Origin of the sequence: Pseudoalteromonas sp. BSi20429 (assembly GCF_000238895.1) — a bacterium.
Classification (GTDB): domain Bacteria; phylum Pseudomonadota; class Gammaproteobacteria; order Enterobacterales; family Alteromonadaceae; genus Pseudoalteromonas; species Pseudoalteromonas arctica.
This window is the reverse complement of the sequence record NZ_BADV01000050.1, coordinates 46,817-67,814: the sequence shown is the minus strand read 5'-3', so window position 1 is coordinate 67,814 and position 20,998 is coordinate 46,817. Positions and strand designations below refer to the sequence as shown.

Sequence of the window (20,998 nt, the reverse complement as noted above, 5' to 3'; positions counted from 1 at the left end):
TTTTTTCGTTACAATGTGCATAAAATACATTATTGAATTTGCTTGAAGGAGCACTCTGTGTCGCGATTTTCTGCGGTTACTGACAATCCCCATGATGGGCGTTTTAACCAAAAAACGGGAATACTGCTTACTAACCTAGGTAGCCCTGATGCACCAACAGCTGCTGCGCTTCGTATATACTTACGTGAGTTTTTATCAGATCCACGCATTGTAGAAATACCACGCCTAGTATGGATGATAATTTTACATGGCATTATTTTGCGTGTGCGCCCTAAGCGTTCGGCTAAATTATACGAAAGTATATGGACCGAAAATGGCTCACCGCTTACTCACATTACTCGCCAACAAAGCGTAAAGTTAAATACTTTATTAAAAGAACAAGGTTATACCAATACCGAAGTAGTAATGGCTATGCGCTATGGTAATCCCTCAATAGAGGCCGGCCTTGAGGAGCTTCGTGATAAAGGCTTAACGCGTATTATTATATTGCCAATGTATCCGCAATATTCTAGCCCAACCACGGGTTCAACGTTCGATGCTGTATCAAGCGTACTGCGTAAATGGCGCTGGGTGCCAGAGCTGCACTTTATTAATGGCTATCATAAAAACACCCGTTATATTGAGTCACTTGCTAATAGTATTAGTGAGGATTTAGAAGCGAATGGTATGCCACAAAAAATTGTTTTTTCGTATCACGGTATGCCTAAACTATTTTTAGAGCGAGGCGATCCGTATCATTGCCTATGTTTACAAACCACACGCTTGGTTGTAGAAAAACTGGGCCTTGATAAAGACAAAGTAATTAGTACTTTTCAAAGTCGATTTGGTAAAGCCGAGTGGTTAAAGCCTTACACCGATGCAACCCTTGAAGCCCTGCCTGATGAGGGTATTACCGATGTAGCCATTATCAGCCCTGCTTTTAGCGCCGACTGCCTAGAAACACTTGAAGAGCTAGAAGGCGAAAATCGTGAAATATTCGAAAATGCAGGCGGCAAAAAATACCGTTACATAGCGGCACTAAACGACAGAGACGACCATATAGAAGCTGTGTTTGATGTTATAAAACCTATGTTGTAACCCAAGCTTACTAAAGCACATAGCTAAACATATTTCGCATTAAGCGGTGTTAAAATTAACACCGCTTTTTTGTTTTTAGGGCTTTTAAAATTTTGTTGTAGAGGGGCAGCCATGGCAGCATGTAAAAACGTAGTTTTTAGGTGAGTAAGTAATCAAAAGCTGTGCTTCTCGTGTAAGAAAGTGCTCTACAAGTCATACTCTTAAACTTTGGTATAAACACCTGTAGACGTGCAGCTTGCTGGCGTTTAAAAGCAACGCTTTTACAGAATTGTTAAGCTACATATGTATCAAACCCTATACACAAAACAAGGAGAAGCTACGCTTCTAACGTGAGCAAGCTCTACATCTACAAAACAACGTATTACGTCAAATTCGATGCAATGTTTACCGTAGACGCGCAGCTTTTTGGCGAGTAAAAAAGTAGTTTTTTAATAATAATTAAAATAAAAACGTATTGTGGAGGGCAAGAATACCTAAGCAACAGCAATTAAACGCTATCGCTTAAAGTATAAATCAATCGCTTTGGTTAGGAGCTCGTCGAGTTGTTCTTCAAATTCTTCAATATTAATATCAAAGTGCTTTAAGTAAGCTCGAGCCTGCACAAGGGATAAATTACGGCTGTTAACGCTATATTGTCGCTCGTCTATGGTTTTATCGTAACGAGGTAAAAATACAAATTGGCCATAAAATGGTGACTTAATATGTTTATTTGCAAAACGACAAAAATCTTCAACATGCTCAGCACCCTTAGGGCCAAGGCAACCGGGCTCGATGCGATACATTAAGCGAATTTTTTTGTCGTCATTTATTTGCATATAAAGCCTTTATCTAAAAAACAGTACGCGTACTATTTTTCCATCTTTAATTTGGTAACTCGAAATAAGTTCTGAACGTTTATCAACTACCTTTTCGTCAGTTGAGCAGGTTTCTGATAGTTCGTGATCAATCACTATATCACCGTGCACTATGCGCTTAATTGGTGATGAGTGAATACACTTTAACTTTTTAAACATTAGCCCATAACGTTCTATTAGTTTTTCTTTACCTTTAAATAATAGCTCATTAGGGAAAATATAAAACTCAACATCTTCGGCATATACACGAAGAAACTCTTCAATGTTACGCGCGTTATACGCTTTAACTAACTGCTCTACTACCGCAAGTGATTCGCGCGATTGCTTAGCTTTAGTTTGTTGCTTAACTGTCAGCGCTTCTTTTGCTTGCGTAACTGCTTTTTCAGCTTCGGCTACAGCCACTGCTTTTTCTATTTTATTTTTAGGCTTTTCAGTAGGTTTAATCTGCTCGTTACCCAATACCTTTGAATCGTCTGGTTTAGTCGCATCAATTGTTGGCTTTTTAAGCTCAGGTGCTTTGTATTCAAGCGTATTTACTTTGTCGTCAGCTTTGACTTGAGTTACTGATTGCTCATCTTCAACTTTTGGTTTTTCAGCGTTTGCTTGAGCTTCAACTTGCTGCTCTTTTTGCTCAGGCTCGCTTTGTTCTGCGGCGTAAGTAATAAGCGCAACGGTGGTAATTAACGAGGCAAAAATAATAGATAACGGTTTCATAACTTTCCTAAAATGAACACTAAACACGTGTAATACCAATTACATTAAATAAGTGATCTATTATAGCGTCAAGAAAATAGCACAATAACAAGGCGAAAATTGTGACATATAGTTGTTCTATATGAATAACTTTTAACGCAGTTAGTGAGTTATTTAATGCGATAGAATGATCATATTTTTGATAATATTGGTATAAGGGTGCAACATAGCAAATTTTAACGTTATCGGGTAGTTAATACCACCACTGTAGCCTACCAGTACTGCTCTACAGTAATGTTACCGGGTGCTTTGCGGCGGTTACGCGTAAAGTTTTTATCGAGAAGTAGCGCTGTTGTGTCTTTTACCATTTGTGGGTTTCCGCAAATCATAAATTGCGCGTTACTAGGCTCAGGGTTTAATTTTACATGTTCAAACAAACGGTTGCTCTCAATAGCGTTAGTAATCCGCCCACTTAAGCCTTGTAATGGCTCTTCTCTACTTACAACAGGAATATAGTTGAGTTGTTCTGGGTACACTCTTAATAACTCGTTAATAAGTGCCTGATAGCTTAAATCGTTATTAAAACGTACACCATGCACTAAGTTTATAGTTTTGTATTTTTTCCACACATCGGGCTGTTGCAATATTGATAAAAAAGGCCCTATGGCAGTGCCAGTACCTAACATCCAAAGCTGATCGCTTTGTGGTATTTCATCAAGGGTAAAAAAGCCAGTTGCGTGTTGTTCTATTAATACGGTTTCGCCAGGTTGTAATGTAGCTAAACGAGGAGAAAGCAAACCGTCAATAACGTTAATAAGGTAAAATTCAAGATCGGGATTTTCAGGGGCATTCACATATGAATAAGCCCGAGCAATACGCTTGTCGCCATCCATTATAGAAAGCTTTGTAAATTGCCCTGCTTTAAACGGCTCTACATTAGCATTAACGGTTAAGCTAAAGAGCGTTTCGCTCCACCATGTTACGCTTTTTACTGTTGCTTCAACCCAATTAGACATAGTTACCTCTTGGTTTAGCCATTAAAGTTTTAAATAACTCACCCCATAAACATTAGCATTAAGTGACAAAGACTTACAGGAGAATATGACTCGATTTAAAGCAGTGATGTATGCAGAATTTACCAATAAAATAATGTGAATAATTAGCTCTGCGATAAGAGCCATTAATTGCATAAGGAAAAGCGAAGCAGCAGTAACTAAGAAAAATAAAGTCAAAAAAACAGTGCTTTTTTATTTTATCACTCACTTTAAAAGCGCTGCGTCTTATATCACCATTAGTGAATTATTTACTTGAAAAACTATTGCACTAGGAGAAGCCAAAGAGGAGTAAATGAGAAGAACCAAGCCAGAAACGAGTATTTTATCACTGACTCTAAAAGCGTAGCGTCTCTTAACCTCTTAGTGAATTATTTATTTAAGCCTTTATTAATTAATTTTATAGTTAAACTCAAATTCCACACATAAAAAACGGTGCTAAATTTAGCACCGTTTTTATAAGCAATTAGAAAAAGTTTACGCTTTTTTCTCTTCACAACTTGCTAGGTATTCGTCAAACGTACCTTGGAAGTCGATTACTTTTTTATCTTTAATATCAATGATACGCGTAGCTAATGACGATACAAACTCACGGTCATGGCTTACAAAAATAAGCGTACCTTCAAAGTCTTTAAGCGCATTATTAAGCGCTTCGATGGCTTCCATATCCATGTGGTTAGTTGGTTCGTCCATAACAAGCACATTAACGTCTTGCATCATTAACTTACCAAATAACAGGCGGTTTTTTTCACCACCAGAACAGTTACGCGCTTTTTTGTTTGAATCGTCTGCTGTAAACAACAAACGGCCTAACATGCCACGAACCATTAAATCGTTGTGCTTAGCTGTACGCCATTGCGACATCCAATCAAACAACGTTAAATCGTTTTCAAAATCTTTAGTGCTGTCTTGCGGGCAATAACCAAAGGTCGCATTTTCAGACCATTTAATTTCGCCTTCATTACTTTTAAGCTCGTCTACTAAACAGCGTAAAAATGTAGTTTTACCCACACCATTTTCGCCAATTACAGCAAGCTTAGCGCCAGCTTCTAGTAATAAGTCGCCACCAGTAAATAATGTTTCGCCATCAAAACCATGGCCAAGCTTATTAACTTCAAGCGCTTGACGATACATTTTTTTACCTTCGTCAAACGAAAGTGATGGGCTCATACGGCTTGAAGATTTAACTTCATCAAGCTTAATTTTATCCATTTTTTTAGCACGCGAACTCGCTTGCTTAGCTTTTGAAGCGTTAGCACCAAAACGGTTAACAAAGTCTTGTAGCTCGTCAATTTCAGCACTCTTTTTAGCATTTTCAGCTAAAAGTTGCTCGCGTTGTAGGCCCGCAGCATCTAAAAACTTCTCGTAGTTACCAGGGTAAATACGCAGCTCGCCGTAATCAATGTCGGCCATGTGTGTACATACCGAGTTTAAAAAGTGACGGTCATGGGAAATAATAATCATCGTACATTTACGTTTGTTAAGCTCGTTAGCGAGCCACGTAATTGTATGAATATCCAAGTTATTGGTAGGCTCATCAAGTAACAAAATGTCAGGATTTGCAAATAACGCTTGTGCTAAAAGCACACGTAATTTCCAACCTGGGGCAACGTTTGCCATTAACCCGTAATGAAATTCTTTATCGATACCCGCTTCAAGCAAAATTTCTTCAGCGCGGCTTTCTGCAGTGTAACCGTCCATTTCAGCAAATACGCTTTCAAGATCGGCTACTTTCATGCCGTCGTCTTCGCTCATTTCTGGTAACGAGTAAATACGTTCGCGCTCTTGCTTTACTTTCCAAAGCTCCACGTCGCCCATAATTACCGCGTCTACAACGCTGTATTGCTCAAAAGCAAACTGGTCTTGGCTTAGGTTACCTAATTTCAACCCTGGAGTAATAGATACATTACCCGCACTTGGAACAAGCGCACCGCTTAAAATTTTCATGAAAGTCGACTTGCCGCAGCCGTTAGCGCCAATTAAACCGTAACGGTTACCGTTACCAAATTTAGCTGAAATGTTTTCAAACAACGGCTCTGCGCCAAACTGCATCGTAATATTTGCGGTGGAGATCAAAAAGGGTAATCCTAGATTAGTACTGACAGGAGTACGCTGCAGCAAAACGCCACAAACAAGAACCAGACAATAGGGTAAATTAGCTGGCGAATTATACAGATCAGCCACAACGAATGAAAGATAAAAGGTAGCTAATTTATAACCAAGCGAAAATAACGGCAATTCTCGTTTTTAAGCCACTATTTTTAGCGTGAGCGGCGTTGAATGTGCTTACAGCCACAATGTAAATAATTACTAATGCCAAGCAATATTAAGGAGGGGGCGCCAAAGAGCTAAGTTATTACCCATGCTTTAATGCGCAGGTTGATAAATTAACTTTATAGCAGCCGCATTTTTAGTAATTAATTGATTAACGGTCGCCACGTCATCAAGTGTTAGCGACTCCTTACTTAGCATAAAGTGCACATTGTTAACGTTAATCGGTGTAATAGACTTTACCTGCGTAATTGAGGGGTGTTTTTTTACAAAGTACTGCGCAACCACAGAGTCTTCAATAACATAGTCAATTCGTTTTTTATCTAGCATGCTAAATCGATTATTTGCTTGAGCAGTAAGCACTACCTGTGTTGAATACCTAGTTTTTAGTTGTTCAAGCTCGTTACCAAAAAAGCTTCCTCGGTTAATACCAGCTGTAAACTCCTTACTAAAAAGCTCAGGTAAACTTGTTACATCAGGCGAGTCTTTATGTTTATAAAGATGCATAACTTCTGCGCGATAAGGCAAACTAAAATGCGCATATTGAGCGCGTTTTTTTGTGTAACTTGCCGCGTAAGTTATATCTACTCGGCCATTTTTAAGCTCAGCTTGAACACGCGAAAAACTCGGGAAATAAGTCCATTTAATACAAAATTTTGAATCTTTAAAAATAGCGTTTACAGCATCCACTTCTGTGCCTAAAAATGTATCACCTTGCTTAACAAGGTAAGGCGGCCAATTAGTTTCGTTAGTGCCCATTACCAATGTTTTTGAACACGCAAGGGCATTAAAGTGAGTAAATAGCAGTGTAGTAAATGTTAAAAATAAAGTTTTCATTACACTCCTAGTATTTAAATAGCGCATTAAGTGCTGTTTTGTTTTTGTTTATATGCTCATTAATTACTGCAAGCTCAGTAACCGACACCGTTTTTTTGCTAAACATTAAATAAATATCGTCTTTATTTACATACTCAATGTTGGTTACTAATTTTATATTTGAGCCCTTTTGGCCAAAATAAGCACCCACTAACTCGTCTTCAATAGCAAAATCAATACGTTGTTTATTAAGCATTTCAAAGCGTTTACTGGTTGCACTGGTGTATTCAATCTGCTTTTTATATTTAGTTTTATATTGCTCAAATTCCTCGCCGTAGTAGCTTCCAAAGTTAGCGCCAACAATAAAGCCTTGTTTAAAAATGTCTTCGAGGTTTTTAACGCTATGCTGATTATTTTTGTTTTCGTATAAACGCATAACTTCAGTTCGGTAGTTATCACTAAAGTGCACATATTTAGCGCGCTCATCTGTATAACTTGCAGCCCACTCTAAATCAATACGGCCGTATTTAAGCTCAATAAAAGCCCGCTTAGAATTTGGTAGTAACTTAACTTCAAAACAAATAGGGGAGTCAGCAAATATAATGTTAAGTGCATCAACCTCCGAGCCTTGCAGCTTACCGTTAATGCCCATTACATAAGGCGGCCAAAAAGCATCGTGCGATGCCACGCTAAAGGTTCTTTCACAAGCAAATACATTAAATGGAGCCGTAAACAGCAAACATAAAAATACGGTAATTAATTTATTCATTACGCCTCATAGTTATTATTTTGCTCATTATTACAACAGTATAAACCAGCTTTTGTATTTTAGCGGCGCGGGTTTGTATGAATATGTAAAAACCATCCGTAATGATGAGAACGCCTAGTATGCAGGTGTTTATAGAAGGGCGTTTGTATTGCATTTTAAATTTTATACTGCGTATGTATCACTTAACATCAGTGCTTAATAACAATGGCGTATTAATTTAAAAATTTCTACTTATTAAGCCTATATTTAATGCGCCTGTTCCTGTAGATTAAACAAATAATGAATGCAGTATTAACAGTGTCTTAGCTGTTAAACGATTAGCCAAGGAGCGGTGAGTCTCGTGTCAAACACCACACTTACTTATTACAACCAAAATGCCAAAGCCTTTAGCGACTCAACACTTAACGTTGATATGTCGGCGCTTTATGCTGAGTTTTTACCGCACGTTGCACAACACGGGCGTATTTTAGATGCCGGTTGTGGCAGTGCGCGCGATGCCGCATTTTTTAAAGCACAGGGTTTTACTGTAAGTGCGTTTGATGCAAGCCCAGAGCTGGCAGAGTTGGCAAGCAGTTACTTACAACAACCTGTAGCGGTTAAAAAATTCCAAGAGCTAAATTGTGTAAATCAATACGACGGTATTTGGTGCTGCGCTAGTTTATTACACGTTCCAAAAGCTGAGTTACCGCAGGTGTTTTTAAACCTACAAAATGCGCTTAAACCGAATGGTGTTTTATATGTATCGTTTAAATATGGCGATACAGAGCGTGTGCATAATGGTCGTGAATTTACCGATTTGAACGAAAATGCTTTAACGCATTTACTTAGCTATACGCAGTTAAAAGCTATTAAACAATGGCAAAGTGTTGACAAGCGCCCAGAGCGCGAAAGTGAAGTGTGGTTAAATGCACTTATTAAAGTAGTACACGTTTTATGATTGGATCAATGCAGCAACAGCTCGACTTTATTGCTTATATTCAGCGCTTATTAGTTGAAGGTGATTTTAGTGCTACTTATAAGTTTGCGCTTTTACATGCACTGGCTGATATTAGTATCGAAAAACATCACGCCGATCCGCAAGCACAGTTACAAATAAAATTTGATGAATTAGTCGACAAATTTATTACTTTATATTGGCACCAAGCGTCGCCATTTGGTGCAATTGGTAATAATAGAGAGCAACTACTTTTACAAAATACCAACTCTAATAAACAAGCCAAAATTATAACTACGCTTCATGATGCAAAATTAAATAATATTAATTCAATTAGCCAATTAAAAAAGAGCCACGGTTGGAAAAATATACGTAGCTCAACATTACAAACCATTAAAGACGGCCCGCTTTGGTTATTACAAAAATTAAATGGCAAAGAAGAGTGTTTCTTGTATCCCCATATTAAAGGCCAATCATACATTACCTTAAATGAAGGTATTGCAGGCTGCTTTAGGCGTTTTTACGACCTAGTTGTTTATTTAGCAAAAAATGCATGGCTGCAAAAAATTCAAAGTATTAAGCATAACCAAGCCTTAATTGGCCCACAAAGCCAACTACATGATTTTTTATTCGGCTTTGATCGCAATGCATTGAGTAAGGCAAAGCCTGTGTTGATAGAGCTTCAGCACGGTAATTGTTTTTATTGCGAAAAACCATTGAACAGTAAAACCGAGGTTGATCACTTTATACCGTTTGCTCGCTACGCAAATGATTTAGGTCATAACTTTGTGGCAGCACATAGCACCTGTAATAACAGTAAAAGTGACTTTTTAGCTGCGCAACTTCACCGCGAACGCTGGCAAGAACAAAACTTAGTGATTAATAGCCAGCATTTAACAACTGAACTTAGTAATTACTTTAATTGCGATTCAGATAAGTCGCTTTCGGTTAGTGATTGGGCGTATCAGGTTGCACAGGCTAACAGTGCAAAGTTATGGCTAAAGAAAGGTTATTTTGAAGAAGCAGCTAGTTTTAAATATCAGCAACCAAGTATAGGGCTGGGTTTAGTAGCGGAAGAAAAGCCAAGGTATGACGTGTAATGAATAATTTGTAGTTCGTGCCGTAGGCGGGAGTTTATCTCGCGCTTTTGGGTTGTAGGCGCATAGCTTGCTCGCGCGAAAAGCGAAGCTTTTAAATTTCGGCGTAATTAATATGCAGGTGCGATTTTATACCGCGCTCATAATTTGGTGTTTTGATGTGGGTTTAAAGGATTAAAAAACCTCTATTCGAGGTTTTATCGCGTTGGCGATGGCAACCAAAGGGTGGCTGCCGCCGACCGCCCTTTGGAATCCCACGGCGCACCCGAGGATCACACTGTGTCCTCAAATTAAAAATTGGTGTGAACGTAAACGCCGTGTATTCGCCATCCATGGCGAGGTCACGGCTTAGCTTGCCATCCATGCAAGTGATTACTCATCAATTTATGACTTTCGGGTGTGATCACGGGTAATTGGAGTGTGTTGGTAGATTGGTGTTTATGAATGTAGGCGGGAGTTTTTTCTGTGTCATGGCTTTGTAGATGCGAAAAGTAAGTTTTGAGTAGTGTAGTTGTTATGCTTTTTTTAGAAACGAGGGATGTTTTTTTAGTAAAAAGCTGTGGTTGAATTCACAGCAAAAAGCGGTCACTGGGATTGACTAAATATAATAGTTAATTGGTCAAACTGCTCTTTGCGTATATATTTATGGAAATAAGCGAACCGCGCATATTGTTTTATTTAACTTTACACAAATATTTTAGAAAACTTAGAGATAGTAATACCTTAGGTTATTTGTTAAAGCTATATAATGTAGAAATATGCGCGATGAGTGCACTATTAAATTGTTAGGGCACCAATCGAACATCGGATTAGCAAGGAATAACTTATGAGCATCCCACAGGGACTGAAAGGAAGATACGCGTATCATTTTACTTTGATCGATAACCTAGAATCGATCATTGATAGTGGGTTGTTGTGTACAAACTTAAAGAATGCTCGTGGGGTATCTCACGAGAACATTGCTGAACAAGGGATTCAAGGGAGAAGGAGCACTATGCCTGTGCCGTGCTTCGGAGGAAAATTTGTTCACGACTACGTTCCTTTTTATTTTTCAAAAAAAACATCCATGCAACTTGGTGTAATTAATAAGAAGAATGTAGACCAGCCCCTACTGTTATATTTTGCAATTCCGATAGAGATTCTTGAACAAAAAGCGGGTGTTGTATTTTCCGACGCTTCCGCAAATACAGAAACTCCTCCAAAATTTTATAATTTATCATCAGCAAATATGCTTGACTCTTTAAACTGGGTTGCTATTGATGATAAAAAGTGGGGATGCCCAACAGATGAATATCGGCATCAGAAAATGGCAGAGCTGCTTATACCTGACAGCGTTGATATTTCCGAAGTTTCTTACATCGTTGTCTGGAATGATTGGATAAAGGGAGAAGTGGAAAAGATATTCCTAGCTAAAGGAATACAGCCCCCAAGAATCCAATATGATACAGACCACTACTACATTAATTTTTACGAAGGCGGAAAAAAATCAATTATAACTGGTCCTAGATTTCTAAAAAATCAAGCTGAACAGACTATTTCAGAAATATGTGGAAGCGCATGTAGCCACAAAAAATATGAAAGTATTCGCGCCTCACTAGATGCTATAGCACTTAACTTTTCGTCGATAAAAGAACTTGATGATATTGATGGATTAAGAGCCAGTTACGGGCCACATATCGATGATGTTGGCACACATAGCAGAAAAGTAGCTGAAGGCCTTAATCAGTTGCGCGAATATAATGAGCTATCAGAAGAGGATAAAGAAATTGTTCTGTTGTCAGCGTATTTGCACGATATAGGAAAAGGACCAAAATCTCGATGGGGGCAAGATGGGATGACTCGGGCTGATAATGATCATGCCGTGAAGTCCTTGCCTATGTTAAAGAGAATCCTCACTGAAGATATTGGAGGACTTAGTGAGGAATCAATAAGGAAAATAGTGATTTTGGTGACCTATGATGATCTGATTGGAGATATTGTTGCTAGAGAGCGCGATGAAAAACAATTGGCCGATATTATTGAAAATGAAAACGATCTAAATATGCTTATAGCTCTTGCTAAGGCAGACATGAACTCAATCAATATGTTTTGGGTAATATCTCATGGGCAATCGATTGAAGCTTTAAAAAGCAGAATGCTTCAAGTTATAGGGGGCAATAGTCCATGCTAGAGTTTGTTAAAGGTGATTTCTTCAATTTTGATGCTGACATTAGAATCAATACGGTCAATTGCGTTGGTGTCATGGGTGCTGGTGTAGCACTAGCTTTCAAGAAAAAATACCCTGAGATGTTCAGGGAGTATGCTCGGCAATGCAAAGAAAAAAAAATTGCCCCTGGAAAACCTACTGTGTGGAAGCAAGGAGATATGTTTTCGAAAGGGATTGAAATCATAAACTTCCCTACAAAAAATCATTGGAGAAACCCCTCTGAATATGAGTATATTGAAGATGGCCTCATCTGGCTTTCTAATTACTTAAAGAATAAAGAAGGGTTGACGATAACATTACCTGCTCTTGGCTGCGGACATGGAGGCCTGGATTGGGGGGAAGTAAAGCGACTTATCCTAAAATACCTTGAAAAAACGTCAAACAATATTCTTGTGTTTGAGCCTGAAGCCTCTAAAAATGCTGGAAAAAATCTGTCAATCACGCCTGAAAAGATATCCGAACTTAAGAACCTAGGTGTGAGCCTTGTAAGGAAGAATGAAAAACATTATCCGATTGGATTGACACGCTATACAGAAAAAGATCTCTGGGTTCTAGGGAACTTAACCACAGAATTTGATATTGCCATAATCTCTGGAACAAAGCCTAGCGAGGAAGAAAAGTCTGTCGTCAATAAGCTAATAAACTATTGTGAAGTTAACAATCATAGTGTTTTGTTTGGTGGCTCTGCATTCGATAAGCGAATGGCTTTAGTTGCTATGAAAAAGGGAGTTAAAACTGGGGTTTTCCTGCCGAGCGGTATTTATAATTCCGCTGAGAGAATGCGTGATAAGGGGGAAGATGGAAATATTTCTATTCTTTCCATAAGTGACCCTTTTACAGCATTCGATAAAAGAGAATACATGCCCTCCGTTCTTGGTCGTATATTTATCTGTAAGTCAGTCTTCTTTACAACCGATAGGCTTAAATGGATTGAAAAACAAAGAAATATTATTTTAAAAAACAAAATACATTCTTATTTCGTAAAGTATGAAGAACTTCAGGATGATGATTATTTGGCGGCTGTCAGTATAAATTCTGAGCCAGTGAAAGTGCTTGGTTGTAATTTCTCAACAGAGATCAAGCCCTAACAAGCGGCTGCTGACGGACTGGCAAAAGCTCCGGCTTCGCCTCCGATTTTTCCAGCCGCAGAGCCGAGCGTTATAAGTATAAGGGAATCTCGTGGAATATTTCAAACTAGCATTTGCTATCATTTCATCCGTAGGTGGTGCCGGATTAATAATATTAGGATTATCTAATTGGCTCGGTAAAATCTGGGCAGTCAGGTTAATGGAAGCTGAAAAGCAAAAGTATGCTAAAGACCTTGAAACGTTCAAATCAGAAATAAGCCTTAATGCTCAAAAAGAAATTGAAAAATTAAAAGCAGATGTTGAAATTTTTAAAACTAAAGAAATAGAGAGTTTTAAAGACAAGATTAATATATACCGACAAGCAATGGATATTATTTCTGAAGCACTGGCTGATCTTGATTTATATCGTAATAAAGAGTTAGATGAAGAAGCAAAGAAAAAATCCTTCCATAAATTTAATGTTTCACGACTAAAAAATAGAGCTTACATGGCAATGTTGTCATCACCAGAAATAGTACAAAGTTTTGATACTTTAATTGACGAAATCATTTCTATCTATAACAGCGAAAAAGAATACTGCTGGGTAACGATTCGAAATATATCAATCCCCATAATTGATACACTTAGAAAGGATATTGCTATGTCTGAAGGCGAGATAAGGTATGTCGGTGAACGTTAAATATACTCATAACAAGTGCCTAAGGTTATGAGGGCCGTTCATGGTACGGGTCAGAATTTCGGCAAAGACTGAAAAGCTAACTATGGTAGTTCGAAATCTTGCAAGATATGCTACCTTTTAGAGTATCACTAATAAAGTGTTATATGTTTTGGCATGGAAAAGGAGAATTTAATGGCTAGACATCGTGTTGGTAATTCATATTTATCAGATGAAGAGCTCTCTGAGCATCAATCAGAAAATTGGAAAGTATGGGTATTTATCATAGCTTCATTGTGTGCTGGGTTTGTTGTGGCAAATATTACAGATGGAAAAATTGACCTCAAATTAATGAGATTTTCCATAATTATTGGCTCGGCTATATTAGTAGGTGTTATAGCTGCAAAATTAAGTGAGATTATTCGCTGGGCAGTATATTTATCTATCGTGCTTGGAATAACCTTTTTTGCAGGCTCACTTATTTGGTCGTCGCTCTGATACATATAACAACCACTGAAGTCGGACTCCCGAAAAAGCGTGTCTGCCGCTTATTGCAGGGTTACTAAAGTCTGCTATTGGCACATAGCAGCTAAGGATGATCAAGCTTGAAATCCATTACCCAACAGCCAACTTCCCAGCCTCATACCACATTTCACTTGGCATAGAGTTTGTTAATTCCCACGTTATATTCATCGGCTGGCTGCCGTTGTGATTTTGGTATTTAACCTCGCCGTAGTTTACAAACCCCATGGTGCGGCCGTTTTCGTCTTTGCCTTGTTCGCGTACAAATAATAGGATGGTTTTGCCTGTTTTTTGGTGCTGAATATAACTAAGGCCTCGGCCGTGTTCTGGGCGGGCGCTGTTTTGCGTTTGCCAATGGAACAAAGTAGGGCTGATTGCGTAGTCGTGATATAGCGTGGTGGGCGAGTAGGTTTTTTCGCATTTATTAAGCGTTACAAATAACAGCTCTAGGTTTTGGTTTTTAAATTCTAAAACGCCTTCACGGGCGGTCGATTTTTTATCAAATGAGTGAGCCCCAAAAGCTGCGAGTATTTGTTGGCGCGTGTAGCGGCTGTGTAATTTTATTGCGTGATTAGGTAGGCACGCTAAGTCACTTTCTTGCTGGTGAATGCGGTTTATTAATAGCGTAATTACTTGTGCAAGTTCGTGCTGTAGCTTTTTGTGTTTAAGTGCTTGCAAGCTTTGCTCAAGCGTTTTAAACCCTAAACTTGTGCCTGTGTTATCCCAAAAGTTGTAATGCACCATAAGCGCGTACTGTTGGTTTTGTGGTGTTGGGGTAAAGCTAAAGTCGTTTTTACATAAATCACGTAAAAAGCATAAGTAGCTGAGCGAGTCGCAGCCGAGTAATTGGGTGTTGATTGCGCGGTAATACGCGGTGTAAATATCGGCTTGTTCTACTGGTATTTCATCGCCTTTAAGCCAGTTCCAGCCGCCGAGTTTTTTATCTTTTGGTTTGTATATATCTTCAAGAGTAACTTGCGGGTTTATACGTAAAAAATTGCTTAGCGTTAGCACGTCATTAGTGTGTTGCGAATAGCTATTTATCAGCTGCTGTAAACGGCGTTTAGAGTTTATAGCTTGCTGAATATTTTTTAATATTGTTTGTTGTGTGCGCTTTTGTAGCTCTATACGGCAACCCAGCGGTAAATGCGGGAAGTTGTTTTCAATCTCGGTTTTTATAGGCTGGTTACTTTTACCAATGAGTGCGCGAAACTTGCTAGCAAAGTCGTACTCTGGGCGGGCATTACCTACAAAATCGAGTACGGTACAGCATTGCTTTTGGCTGTTGTCGGGTAAACGCAAACCACGGCCTAGTTGCTGCAAAAACAGCGTTAGGCTTTCAGTTGGGCGTAAAAATAATAGTGTATCGACCTCTGGAATATCGACACCTTCGTTAAAAATATCAACCACGCAAAGTATTTGTATTTCACCTTGGCGCAGTGCTTGTTGCTTAGCCGCGCGCTCATTGGTGTTTTTGCTGGTGAGTACATCGGCGTTTATGCCTGCTAAGTTAAATTTAGAGGCCATGAATTCAGCGTGTTTTTGGCTTACGCAAAACGCGAGTGCTTTAATAGCGTGAACATTGGTTACTATATCAGCAAGGCTCGATATAATTTTGTTAGCGCGGCTGTTTTCACCTGTATAAAGGTTACTTAGTTCGCTTATATCGTAACGGCCGCCTCGCCACGTTATTTGACTTAGGTCGGTGTCGTCATCCAATCCAAAGTATTGAAACGGGCATAAATGGCGTTGATTTATTGCCTCTGGTAAGCGAATTTCAGCGGCTATTACTCCGCAAAAGTCATCGAGTATATTTGCGCCATCTTGTCGCTCTGGTGTAGCGGTTAAGCCAAGTAATATTGCGGGCGTAAAGTAACTTAAAATGGCACGGTAACTTGCAGCGCTTACATGATGTACTTCGTCTATCACTATGTAGTCGTAGTAATTGCTGGTTAAATTAAGTAATTCAATTTGGTTGTTTAATGTTTGGATTGACGCAAATAATTGATTGTAGCGCTGTGGTTTGTAGTTACCGACCCACAGCTCACCAAAGTCGTTATTTTTAAGTACTCCACGGTAAGCGCTCTGCGCTTGTTTTAGTATTTCTTCACGGTGGGCTACAAACAAAAAGTGTGCGTTTGGGTTTTTATCGTAAACAGTTTTAAAGTCGAACGCCGATATGATGGTTTTACCCGTGCCGGTTGCCGCAACTACTAAGTTTTTAAAACGATTATGTACGCTGCGCTCAGCACTTAGCTTTTCTAAAATGGCGAGCTGATGCGTTTTTGGTGTTATATCAAAATAAAACTGGCTGCTTGATTGCCCAACACCGCGTTGCTCGTTAAGTGAATTGATGAGCTTTTCTTTACACTCAACAGCGCCTGTAAATAGCTCGAAGTCTTTTGATTCCCAGTAGGTTTCAAACGTGCTTTTGGTTTTAGCTATGATGTGCGGGATTTCTTGCGCGGTAATTTTTAAGTTCCATTCAAGGCCGCTGGTAAGCGCCGAATGCGATAAGTTAGACGAGCCAATATACCCTGTATGAAAACCCGTATTGCGCATAAATAAGTAGGATTTAGCATGTAGGCGTTCTTGCTGATTGTTATAACTTAGCTTTACTTCGGTATTTGGTAGGTTTGCTAAAAACTCAACGGCTTTAGCATCCGTTGCGCCCATGTACGAAGTAGTAATAACTTTGAGTTTATTGCCGCTTTTGGTAAACGCTTCAAGCTCATTTTTAAAAATGCGCAGGCCTGTCCATTTTATAAATGAGACCAGCCAGTAAATAGTGTCGGACGATTTAATCTCGCGCTTTAGCTCGGTTTCGAGCGATATACCTGCATTAGCACCGCTAAATAACTCGCTTTGCGTAAGGCCTGTGAGTGGGAATATATCGCTTGAGTAATCTTTAAGATTGGCCGCAATAGGGTTTTGGGTATTAAACAGCGCGGTAAGTATTCGGCCTTGGCTGTCGATAAGATTTTCGTTAATTAGCTCGTCATCGCGAATATGATCTTTAAGCCAAAGTACAAGGCTGTTAGCTAGGCTAATTTGTTCTTGTAGGCGCTCTTTTGAGTTGGGAATAGCATTTATTGCATGCTCAACAAGCTTACTTAAAAAGCGTGAAAGCCATGTTGCTGCTTCGGCTGTTTCAAGCTGGCGCTCGCCCACATAAAATTGATCACGATCTAAGTTTTGCTCAATTACTTGCGTAATTAACTGCTCGTAAATACCAATTTGCTGCATTAAAACCACTCCCTGTTTGCGAGTAGTTAGTTTACTTAAATGCGGTACAGCTACAAGTATTAATCGACTAAGTTACTAGTAATTAAGTACAAACGTGTGAGTTAAGTATTAGCCGAGAGAGTAATCAAATGATGATGCTAAGAAATTATCCCCTTCAACTTCACCTGCAAACACATAATTAATGAGTAATTACCTCGCATGGATTCGAGGAAAGCGATGCTTGCACATGGATGTTCTTTCATCGCGTTTACGTTCATATTAATTTAGTGTTTAAAGATAAGTGAATTTGAGGGGCGCCGTGGGGTTCCAAGGGGCGGTCGGCGGTATCCGCCTCTTGGTTGCCATCGCCAACGCGATATTTGTAAATTATTTTAAAAGCTTCGCTTTTCGCGCGAGCAAGCTGAGCGCCTACAGGTATTTCGGTGAGCTTTGTAGCGTGAGTTTGAATAATGCGACATGTACCTGTTTTTAAGGTATAAAGTAAACATTGTGATTATAGGAACTCATCATGGATGATTTATTAAACCAAGGTTTAAGCCTTTTATTTGTTATTGGTAGTGTTTATTCATTATTAGGTGTTTTGTTTTTCAAAATATGGCTTCATCAGAAAAATGCGAAATTGCCTGTAGATCGCAAAAAGCTTAAACGTGTTGCCGCGCAAACACTCAATGAACAAGTTAATGATAAGATATTTGATGTTATAGGTTTAATCTTTTTGTCGGCTTTGATAGTCACAATGCCTTTTGCCATTAAAGGTATTGCTGAAATGTTTGCAAGCGGCAAGATCAATTACCTTTTAATTACTGTCATCGTATTGAGTTTAATCTACGTGGCACGAAAGCTCTGGCTTAAATCTAACGATTTAATCAAGTTAAAACTAGGACGTGATGCAGAATTGGCAGTTGCTTCAGAACTTATAGAATTACAGTCACACGGTTACCAGGTATTTCATGATATACAAGCAGATGGTTTTAATATTGATCATTTGGTTGTTGGGCCAAATGGGATATTTGCTATTGAAACCAAAGGCAGACATAAACGAATAAAAGACGATACAAATTACAAAGTTAAATTTGAAAATAATCATTTAGCATTTCCTTCTTGGTTTGAAAGCAAGCCATTAGAGCAAGCTCAAAATCAAGCTAATTGGGTGAATAAATGGCTTTATGAATCAACCGGTTTTAATACTCCGGTTTTACCTGTTTTATGCTTTCCTGGTTGGTTTGTGGAACTAAAGCAGAGACCAATCTTTCCAATCGTTTCTCATAAACAAATAGTTAAAACGATCCTTTCAATGCGACAAGTTAGCTTAAATCAAGAGCAGCAGCGTGCTATTTGCTATCAAGTGGTGCAGCGAGCCTTAAACGATAGTAAGGCAATTTAAAAGCTACGCTTTTCGCGCGAGCAAGCTGGGCGCCTACAGGTGTTTAGCTTGGCTATTAAGCTCAAAATGTCATTAACTTTCCATAAGTAATTTATGTTTTACTTATGGGGTTGTGTTTTATTTTACTTCCTATAAGTAAAGTAAGGTTTACTTATAGAAAGTAAATATACGTTAAAACTTAAAAGTAAGTTATATTTGACTTTTGGGTAGGCTACTCTAAAGTAAATTGTATAAGTAAACTATAGTTGACCTTTAATGAGTGAATTACTAGCAAAAAAAACACTTGGAAGAGTTGTTAAACGCACTGAAATGCCTGATCTATCAAAGCCGTTTTCGTCGGTGCGGCTCGCTAAAGCGATTACTTCAAAGCGAACTGGCATGAAGCTTACGCTGGTTGATGTATCGCAAGCACTTAATATTTCAAAGCCTACGCTGATAAAAATAGAAAAAGGTGATGTGAATGTGCAGTTTTTTAATGTACTCAAAGTGATGGAATACTTGGGGTTGTCGTTTAGCCTTGTCAGTGATGACGAGTCGCACCACAACAACAAGGATGAGGTGAGCGATGAGCAATGGTATTAAAAAAAATAGCTTAGATGTATTTATTGGGCATACGCAGAAGATAGGTGCGATAGCCCTTGATATAGGCTCTGAAAATGAAATTACATTTACCTATGAGCCTGAGTGGATTAATAAGGGTTTTGCTATTTCACCACACTTACCGCTCGATGGTGATTTTGACTCACGTGATGTGCGTAATTATTTACAAAACTTATTACCCGAGGGCAAAGGTCTTGATGAGATTATAAGTAGTACTACTATCTCTAAAAATAATACGTTTGGTTTGATTAAAGTCATTGGCGAGGAAACGTCAGGCGCTTTGTCGTTTAGAGCAAGTAACAGTACTTTAAAGCAAACATCTTTTCGTGAAGTAACTAATGATGAGCTAAGCCAAAAACTTAAACGCTTTGTACAAGTTGGAGAGCCAATTACTCATTGGGATGGCCGAACTCGGCTCTCTGTTGCTGGCGTTCAAGACAAACTAAACCTACTCGAAATCGATAGTAAATTAGGATTTGGTGAAGGGGAGCTATGTTCTAATAAAATTTTTAAATTTGAAACAGGTACCGCTCCTTTCATTGCAGTAAATGAACTTTTTACCATGCTTTTGGCAAAAGAGTCGGGGCTCAATGTTCCCCATGTTGAGTTGCGCACTTATGCAGATATAAGAGTATTTGTAATAGATCGCTTTGATAGGCGTGTTACACAAGATCAAAACCGTGTATTACGTCGTCATATTATTGATGGTTGCCAAGCCACTAATTTACCTCCTTCTTATAAATATGAGCGTCAGCATGGTGATGATGGGGATGGTATTTATATTCGAGATGGCGTTTCTTTTGCAAAACTATTTAATGTTAAAACAACGAATGTACAAGCGTATGAGGCTCAGCTTATTCGTTGGATGACATTTAATATTTTAGTACGTAATTACGATGCTCATGGCAAAAATATCAGTTTTTTTGTTGGTAAAAATGGTTTAGAGCTTACGCCGTTTTACGACTTGGTAAATATAGAGGCTATTATTGAGCAGGGAAGCATTGACCGTGATATGGGCTATTTACAGCCCAAAATATCAAGGTGTTATGCTATGTCAGTGGGTGAGCATAATTCGCAAAGTGCAGGCAATTTTACTAATGAGATTACAGCTTATATGTTAGCTGATTTTGCTGATGAATTTGCTATTTCACTACCACGGATGCAACTACTTATGAGTCAAACCGTTGACTCTGTATTAGCTGCAATTGATACAGCTAAAGTTTCTGCTGTTAAAAATAACTTGTCTACTGCTGAATTAGCACACATTGATTTGTGCATAAAAATAATTAATAAAGCTGCAAATAAGCTGAGTGAGCAAATAATACAACTACCAAATATGGATGCATTTATTTAAATTTCAGAAAATAAATACACGTATTTTGAGTAAGTAATTCATATTTTGGTTGTCAGCATCAACGCGATATTTACAAATTAAAATTAAAAACGCGAGAGAAACTCCCACCTACAATTTAAAAGCTACGCTTTTCGCGCGAGCAAGCTTCGCGCCTACAGGTGTTTAGCTTGGCCTTATTTAAAAGGTAAAGCGCGATATAAAATCGCACCTACGGTTTTGTTGAGAGTGGTGTTTAAATTATTGTAGGTGAGGTTTTATACCTCGCTTATGAATGGATTGTTTTTACCATTGAAAAATGAATTATTGTTCTGTTTAACGCTTAAAAGTAATGAGGCAATTAACTCTTCTATTCGCCTCATTGCGTGAGGCAATTAAATAAC

General features: G+C 38.6%; 17 protein-coding genes. 10 read left to right on the top strand and 7 right to left on the bottom strand.

Annotated elements, in window-relative coordinates:
* Positions 1 to 57 precede the first annotated feature (57 nt).
* On the top strand, positions 58 to 1,077 hold the full coding sequence (gene hemH / locus P20429_RS09435) for a ferrochelatase (RefSeq protein ID WP_007583511.1): 1,020 nt from the start codon (positions 58 to 60) through the stop codon (positions 1,075 to 1,077).
* Positions 1,078 to 1,571: 494 nt separating this feature from the next.
* Here the strand turns inward: hemH and P20429_RS09440 are convergent, their stop codons facing one another.
* The 6 genes from P20429_RS09440 to P20429_RS09465 form a co-directional block, all read right to left on the bottom strand.
* Positions 1,572 to 1,892, bottom strand: coding sequence for a hypothetical protein (locus tag P20429_RS09440; protein WP_007583509.1), 321 nt, complete (start codon positions 1,890 to 1,892; stop codon positions 1,572 to 1,574).
* A gap of 9 nt (positions 1,893 to 1,901) precedes the next feature.
* Positions 1,902 to 2,645: a nuclear transport factor 2 family protein gene (locus tag P20429_RS09445; protein ID WP_007583507.1), complete on the bottom strand. Its 744-nt coding sequence runs from the start codon at positions 2,643 to 2,645 to the stop codon at positions 1,902 to 1,904.
* Positions 2,646 to 2,896: 251 nt separating this feature from the next.
* The gene (locus P20429_RS09450) at positions 2,897 to 3,640 is read right to left on the bottom strand and encodes a ferredoxin--NADP reductase (RefSeq protein WP_007583505.1); all 744 of its coding nucleotides are present in this window, start codon (positions 3,638 to 3,640) and stop codon (positions 2,897 to 2,899) included.
* Positions 3,641 to 4,153: 513 nt separating this feature from the next.
* On the bottom strand, positions 4,154 to 5,752 hold the full coding sequence (locus tag P20429_RS09455; protein WP_010555514.1) for an ABC-F family ATPase: 1,599 nt from the start codon (positions 5,750 to 5,752) through the stop codon (positions 4,154 to 4,156).
* Between the two features lie 291 nt (positions 5,753 to 6,043).
* Positions 6,044 to 6,784 carry an ABC transporter substrate-binding protein gene (locus tag P20429_RS09460; RefSeq protein ID WP_007583501.1) on the bottom strand — a complete coding sequence of 247 codons (741 nt, stop codon included), beginning with the start codon at positions 6,782 to 6,784 and terminating at the stop codon, positions 6,044 to 6,046.
* 7 nt (positions 6,785 to 6,791) lie between these two features.
* Positions 6,792 to 7,532, bottom strand: a complete 741-nt coding sequence (locus P20429_RS09465; RefSeq protein ID WP_007583499.1) for an ABC transporter substrate-binding protein — start codon at positions 7,530 to 7,532, stop codon at positions 6,792 to 6,794.
* A gap of 340 nt (positions 7,533 to 7,872) precedes the next feature.
* Here P20429_RS09465 and P20429_RS09470 point away from each other — a divergent pair, with 340 nt between their 5' ends.
* From P20429_RS09470 to P20429_RS09495, 6 genes are all read left to right on the top strand, one after another.
* Positions 7,873 to 8,469, top strand: a complete 597-nt coding sequence (locus P20429_RS09470; protein ID WP_007583495.1) for a bifunctional 2-polyprenyl-6-hydroxyphenol methylase/3-demethylubiquinol 3-O-methyltransferase UbiG — start codon at positions 7,873 to 7,875, stop codon at positions 8,467 to 8,469.
* On the top strand, positions 8,466 to 9,566 hold the full coding sequence (locus P20429_RS09475; protein ID WP_033026805.1) for an HNH endonuclease: 1,101 nt from the start codon (positions 8,466 to 8,468) through the stop codon (positions 9,564 to 9,566). The genes P20429_RS09470 and P20429_RS09475 overlap by 4 nt, the downstream gene beginning before the upstream one ends.
* A gap of 823 nt (positions 9,567 to 10,389) precedes the next feature.
* A complete protein-coding gene (locus P20429_RS09480; RefSeq protein WP_007583493.1) occupies positions 10,390 to 11,733 on the top strand; it encodes a DarT ssDNA thymidine ADP-ribosyltransferase family protein in 1,344 nt (447 codons plus the stop codon).
* On the top strand, positions 11,727 to 12,857 hold the full coding sequence (locus P20429_RS09485; protein ID WP_007583492.1) for a macro domain-containing protein: 1,131 nt from the start codon (positions 11,727 to 11,729) through the stop codon (positions 12,855 to 12,857). The genes P20429_RS09480 and P20429_RS09485 overlap by 7 nt, the downstream gene beginning before the upstream one ends.
* Before the next feature lie 91 nt (positions 12,858 to 12,948).
* On the top strand, positions 12,949 to 13,536 hold the full coding sequence (locus P20429_RS09490; RefSeq protein ID WP_033026802.1) for a hypothetical protein: 588 nt from the start codon (positions 12,949 to 12,951) through the stop codon (positions 13,534 to 13,536).
* A 171-nt stretch (positions 13,537 to 13,707) separates the two neighbouring features.
* A complete protein-coding gene (locus tag P20429_RS09495; RefSeq protein WP_007583490.1) occupies positions 13,708 to 14,010 on the top strand; it encodes a hypothetical protein in 303 nt (100 codons plus the stop codon).
* Positions 14,011 to 14,127: 117 nt separating this feature from the next.
* Here the strand turns inward: P20429_RS09495 and P20429_RS09500 are convergent, their stop codons facing one another.
* Positions 14,128 to 17,280, bottom strand: coding sequence for a DUF3427 domain-containing protein (locus P20429_RS09500; RefSeq protein WP_007583489.1), 3,153 nt, complete (start codon positions 17,278 to 17,280; stop codon positions 14,128 to 14,130).
* A gap of 508 nt (positions 17,281 to 17,788) precedes the next feature.
* On the opposite strand from P20429_RS09500, the gene P20429_RS09505 reads away from it, so the two are divergent.
* The 3 genes from P20429_RS09505 to P20429_RS09510 all read left to right on the top strand — a co-directional run bounded on the left by P20429_RS09505 (position 17,789) and on the right by P20429_RS09510 (position 20,618).
* Complete coding sequence (locus P20429_RS09505; protein WP_007583488.1) at positions 17,789 to 18,664, top strand: nuclease-related domain-containing protein; 876 nt, start codon at positions 17,789 to 17,791, stop codon at positions 18,662 to 18,664.
* Between the two features lie 255 nt (positions 18,665 to 18,919).
* The gene (locus P20429_RS19535; protein ID WP_033026800.1) at positions 18,920 to 19,246 is read left to right on the top strand and encodes a helix-turn-helix domain-containing protein; all 327 of its coding nucleotides are present in this window, start codon (positions 18,920 to 18,922) and stop codon (positions 19,244 to 19,246) included.
* On the top strand, positions 19,230 to 20,618 hold the full coding sequence (locus P20429_RS09510; RefSeq protein ID WP_007583484.1) for a HipA domain-containing protein: 1,389 nt from the start codon (positions 19,230 to 19,232) through the stop codon (positions 20,616 to 20,618). The genes P20429_RS19535 and P20429_RS09510 overlap by 17 nt, the downstream gene beginning before the upstream one ends.
* Positions 20,619 to 20,998 lie beyond the last annotated feature (380 nt).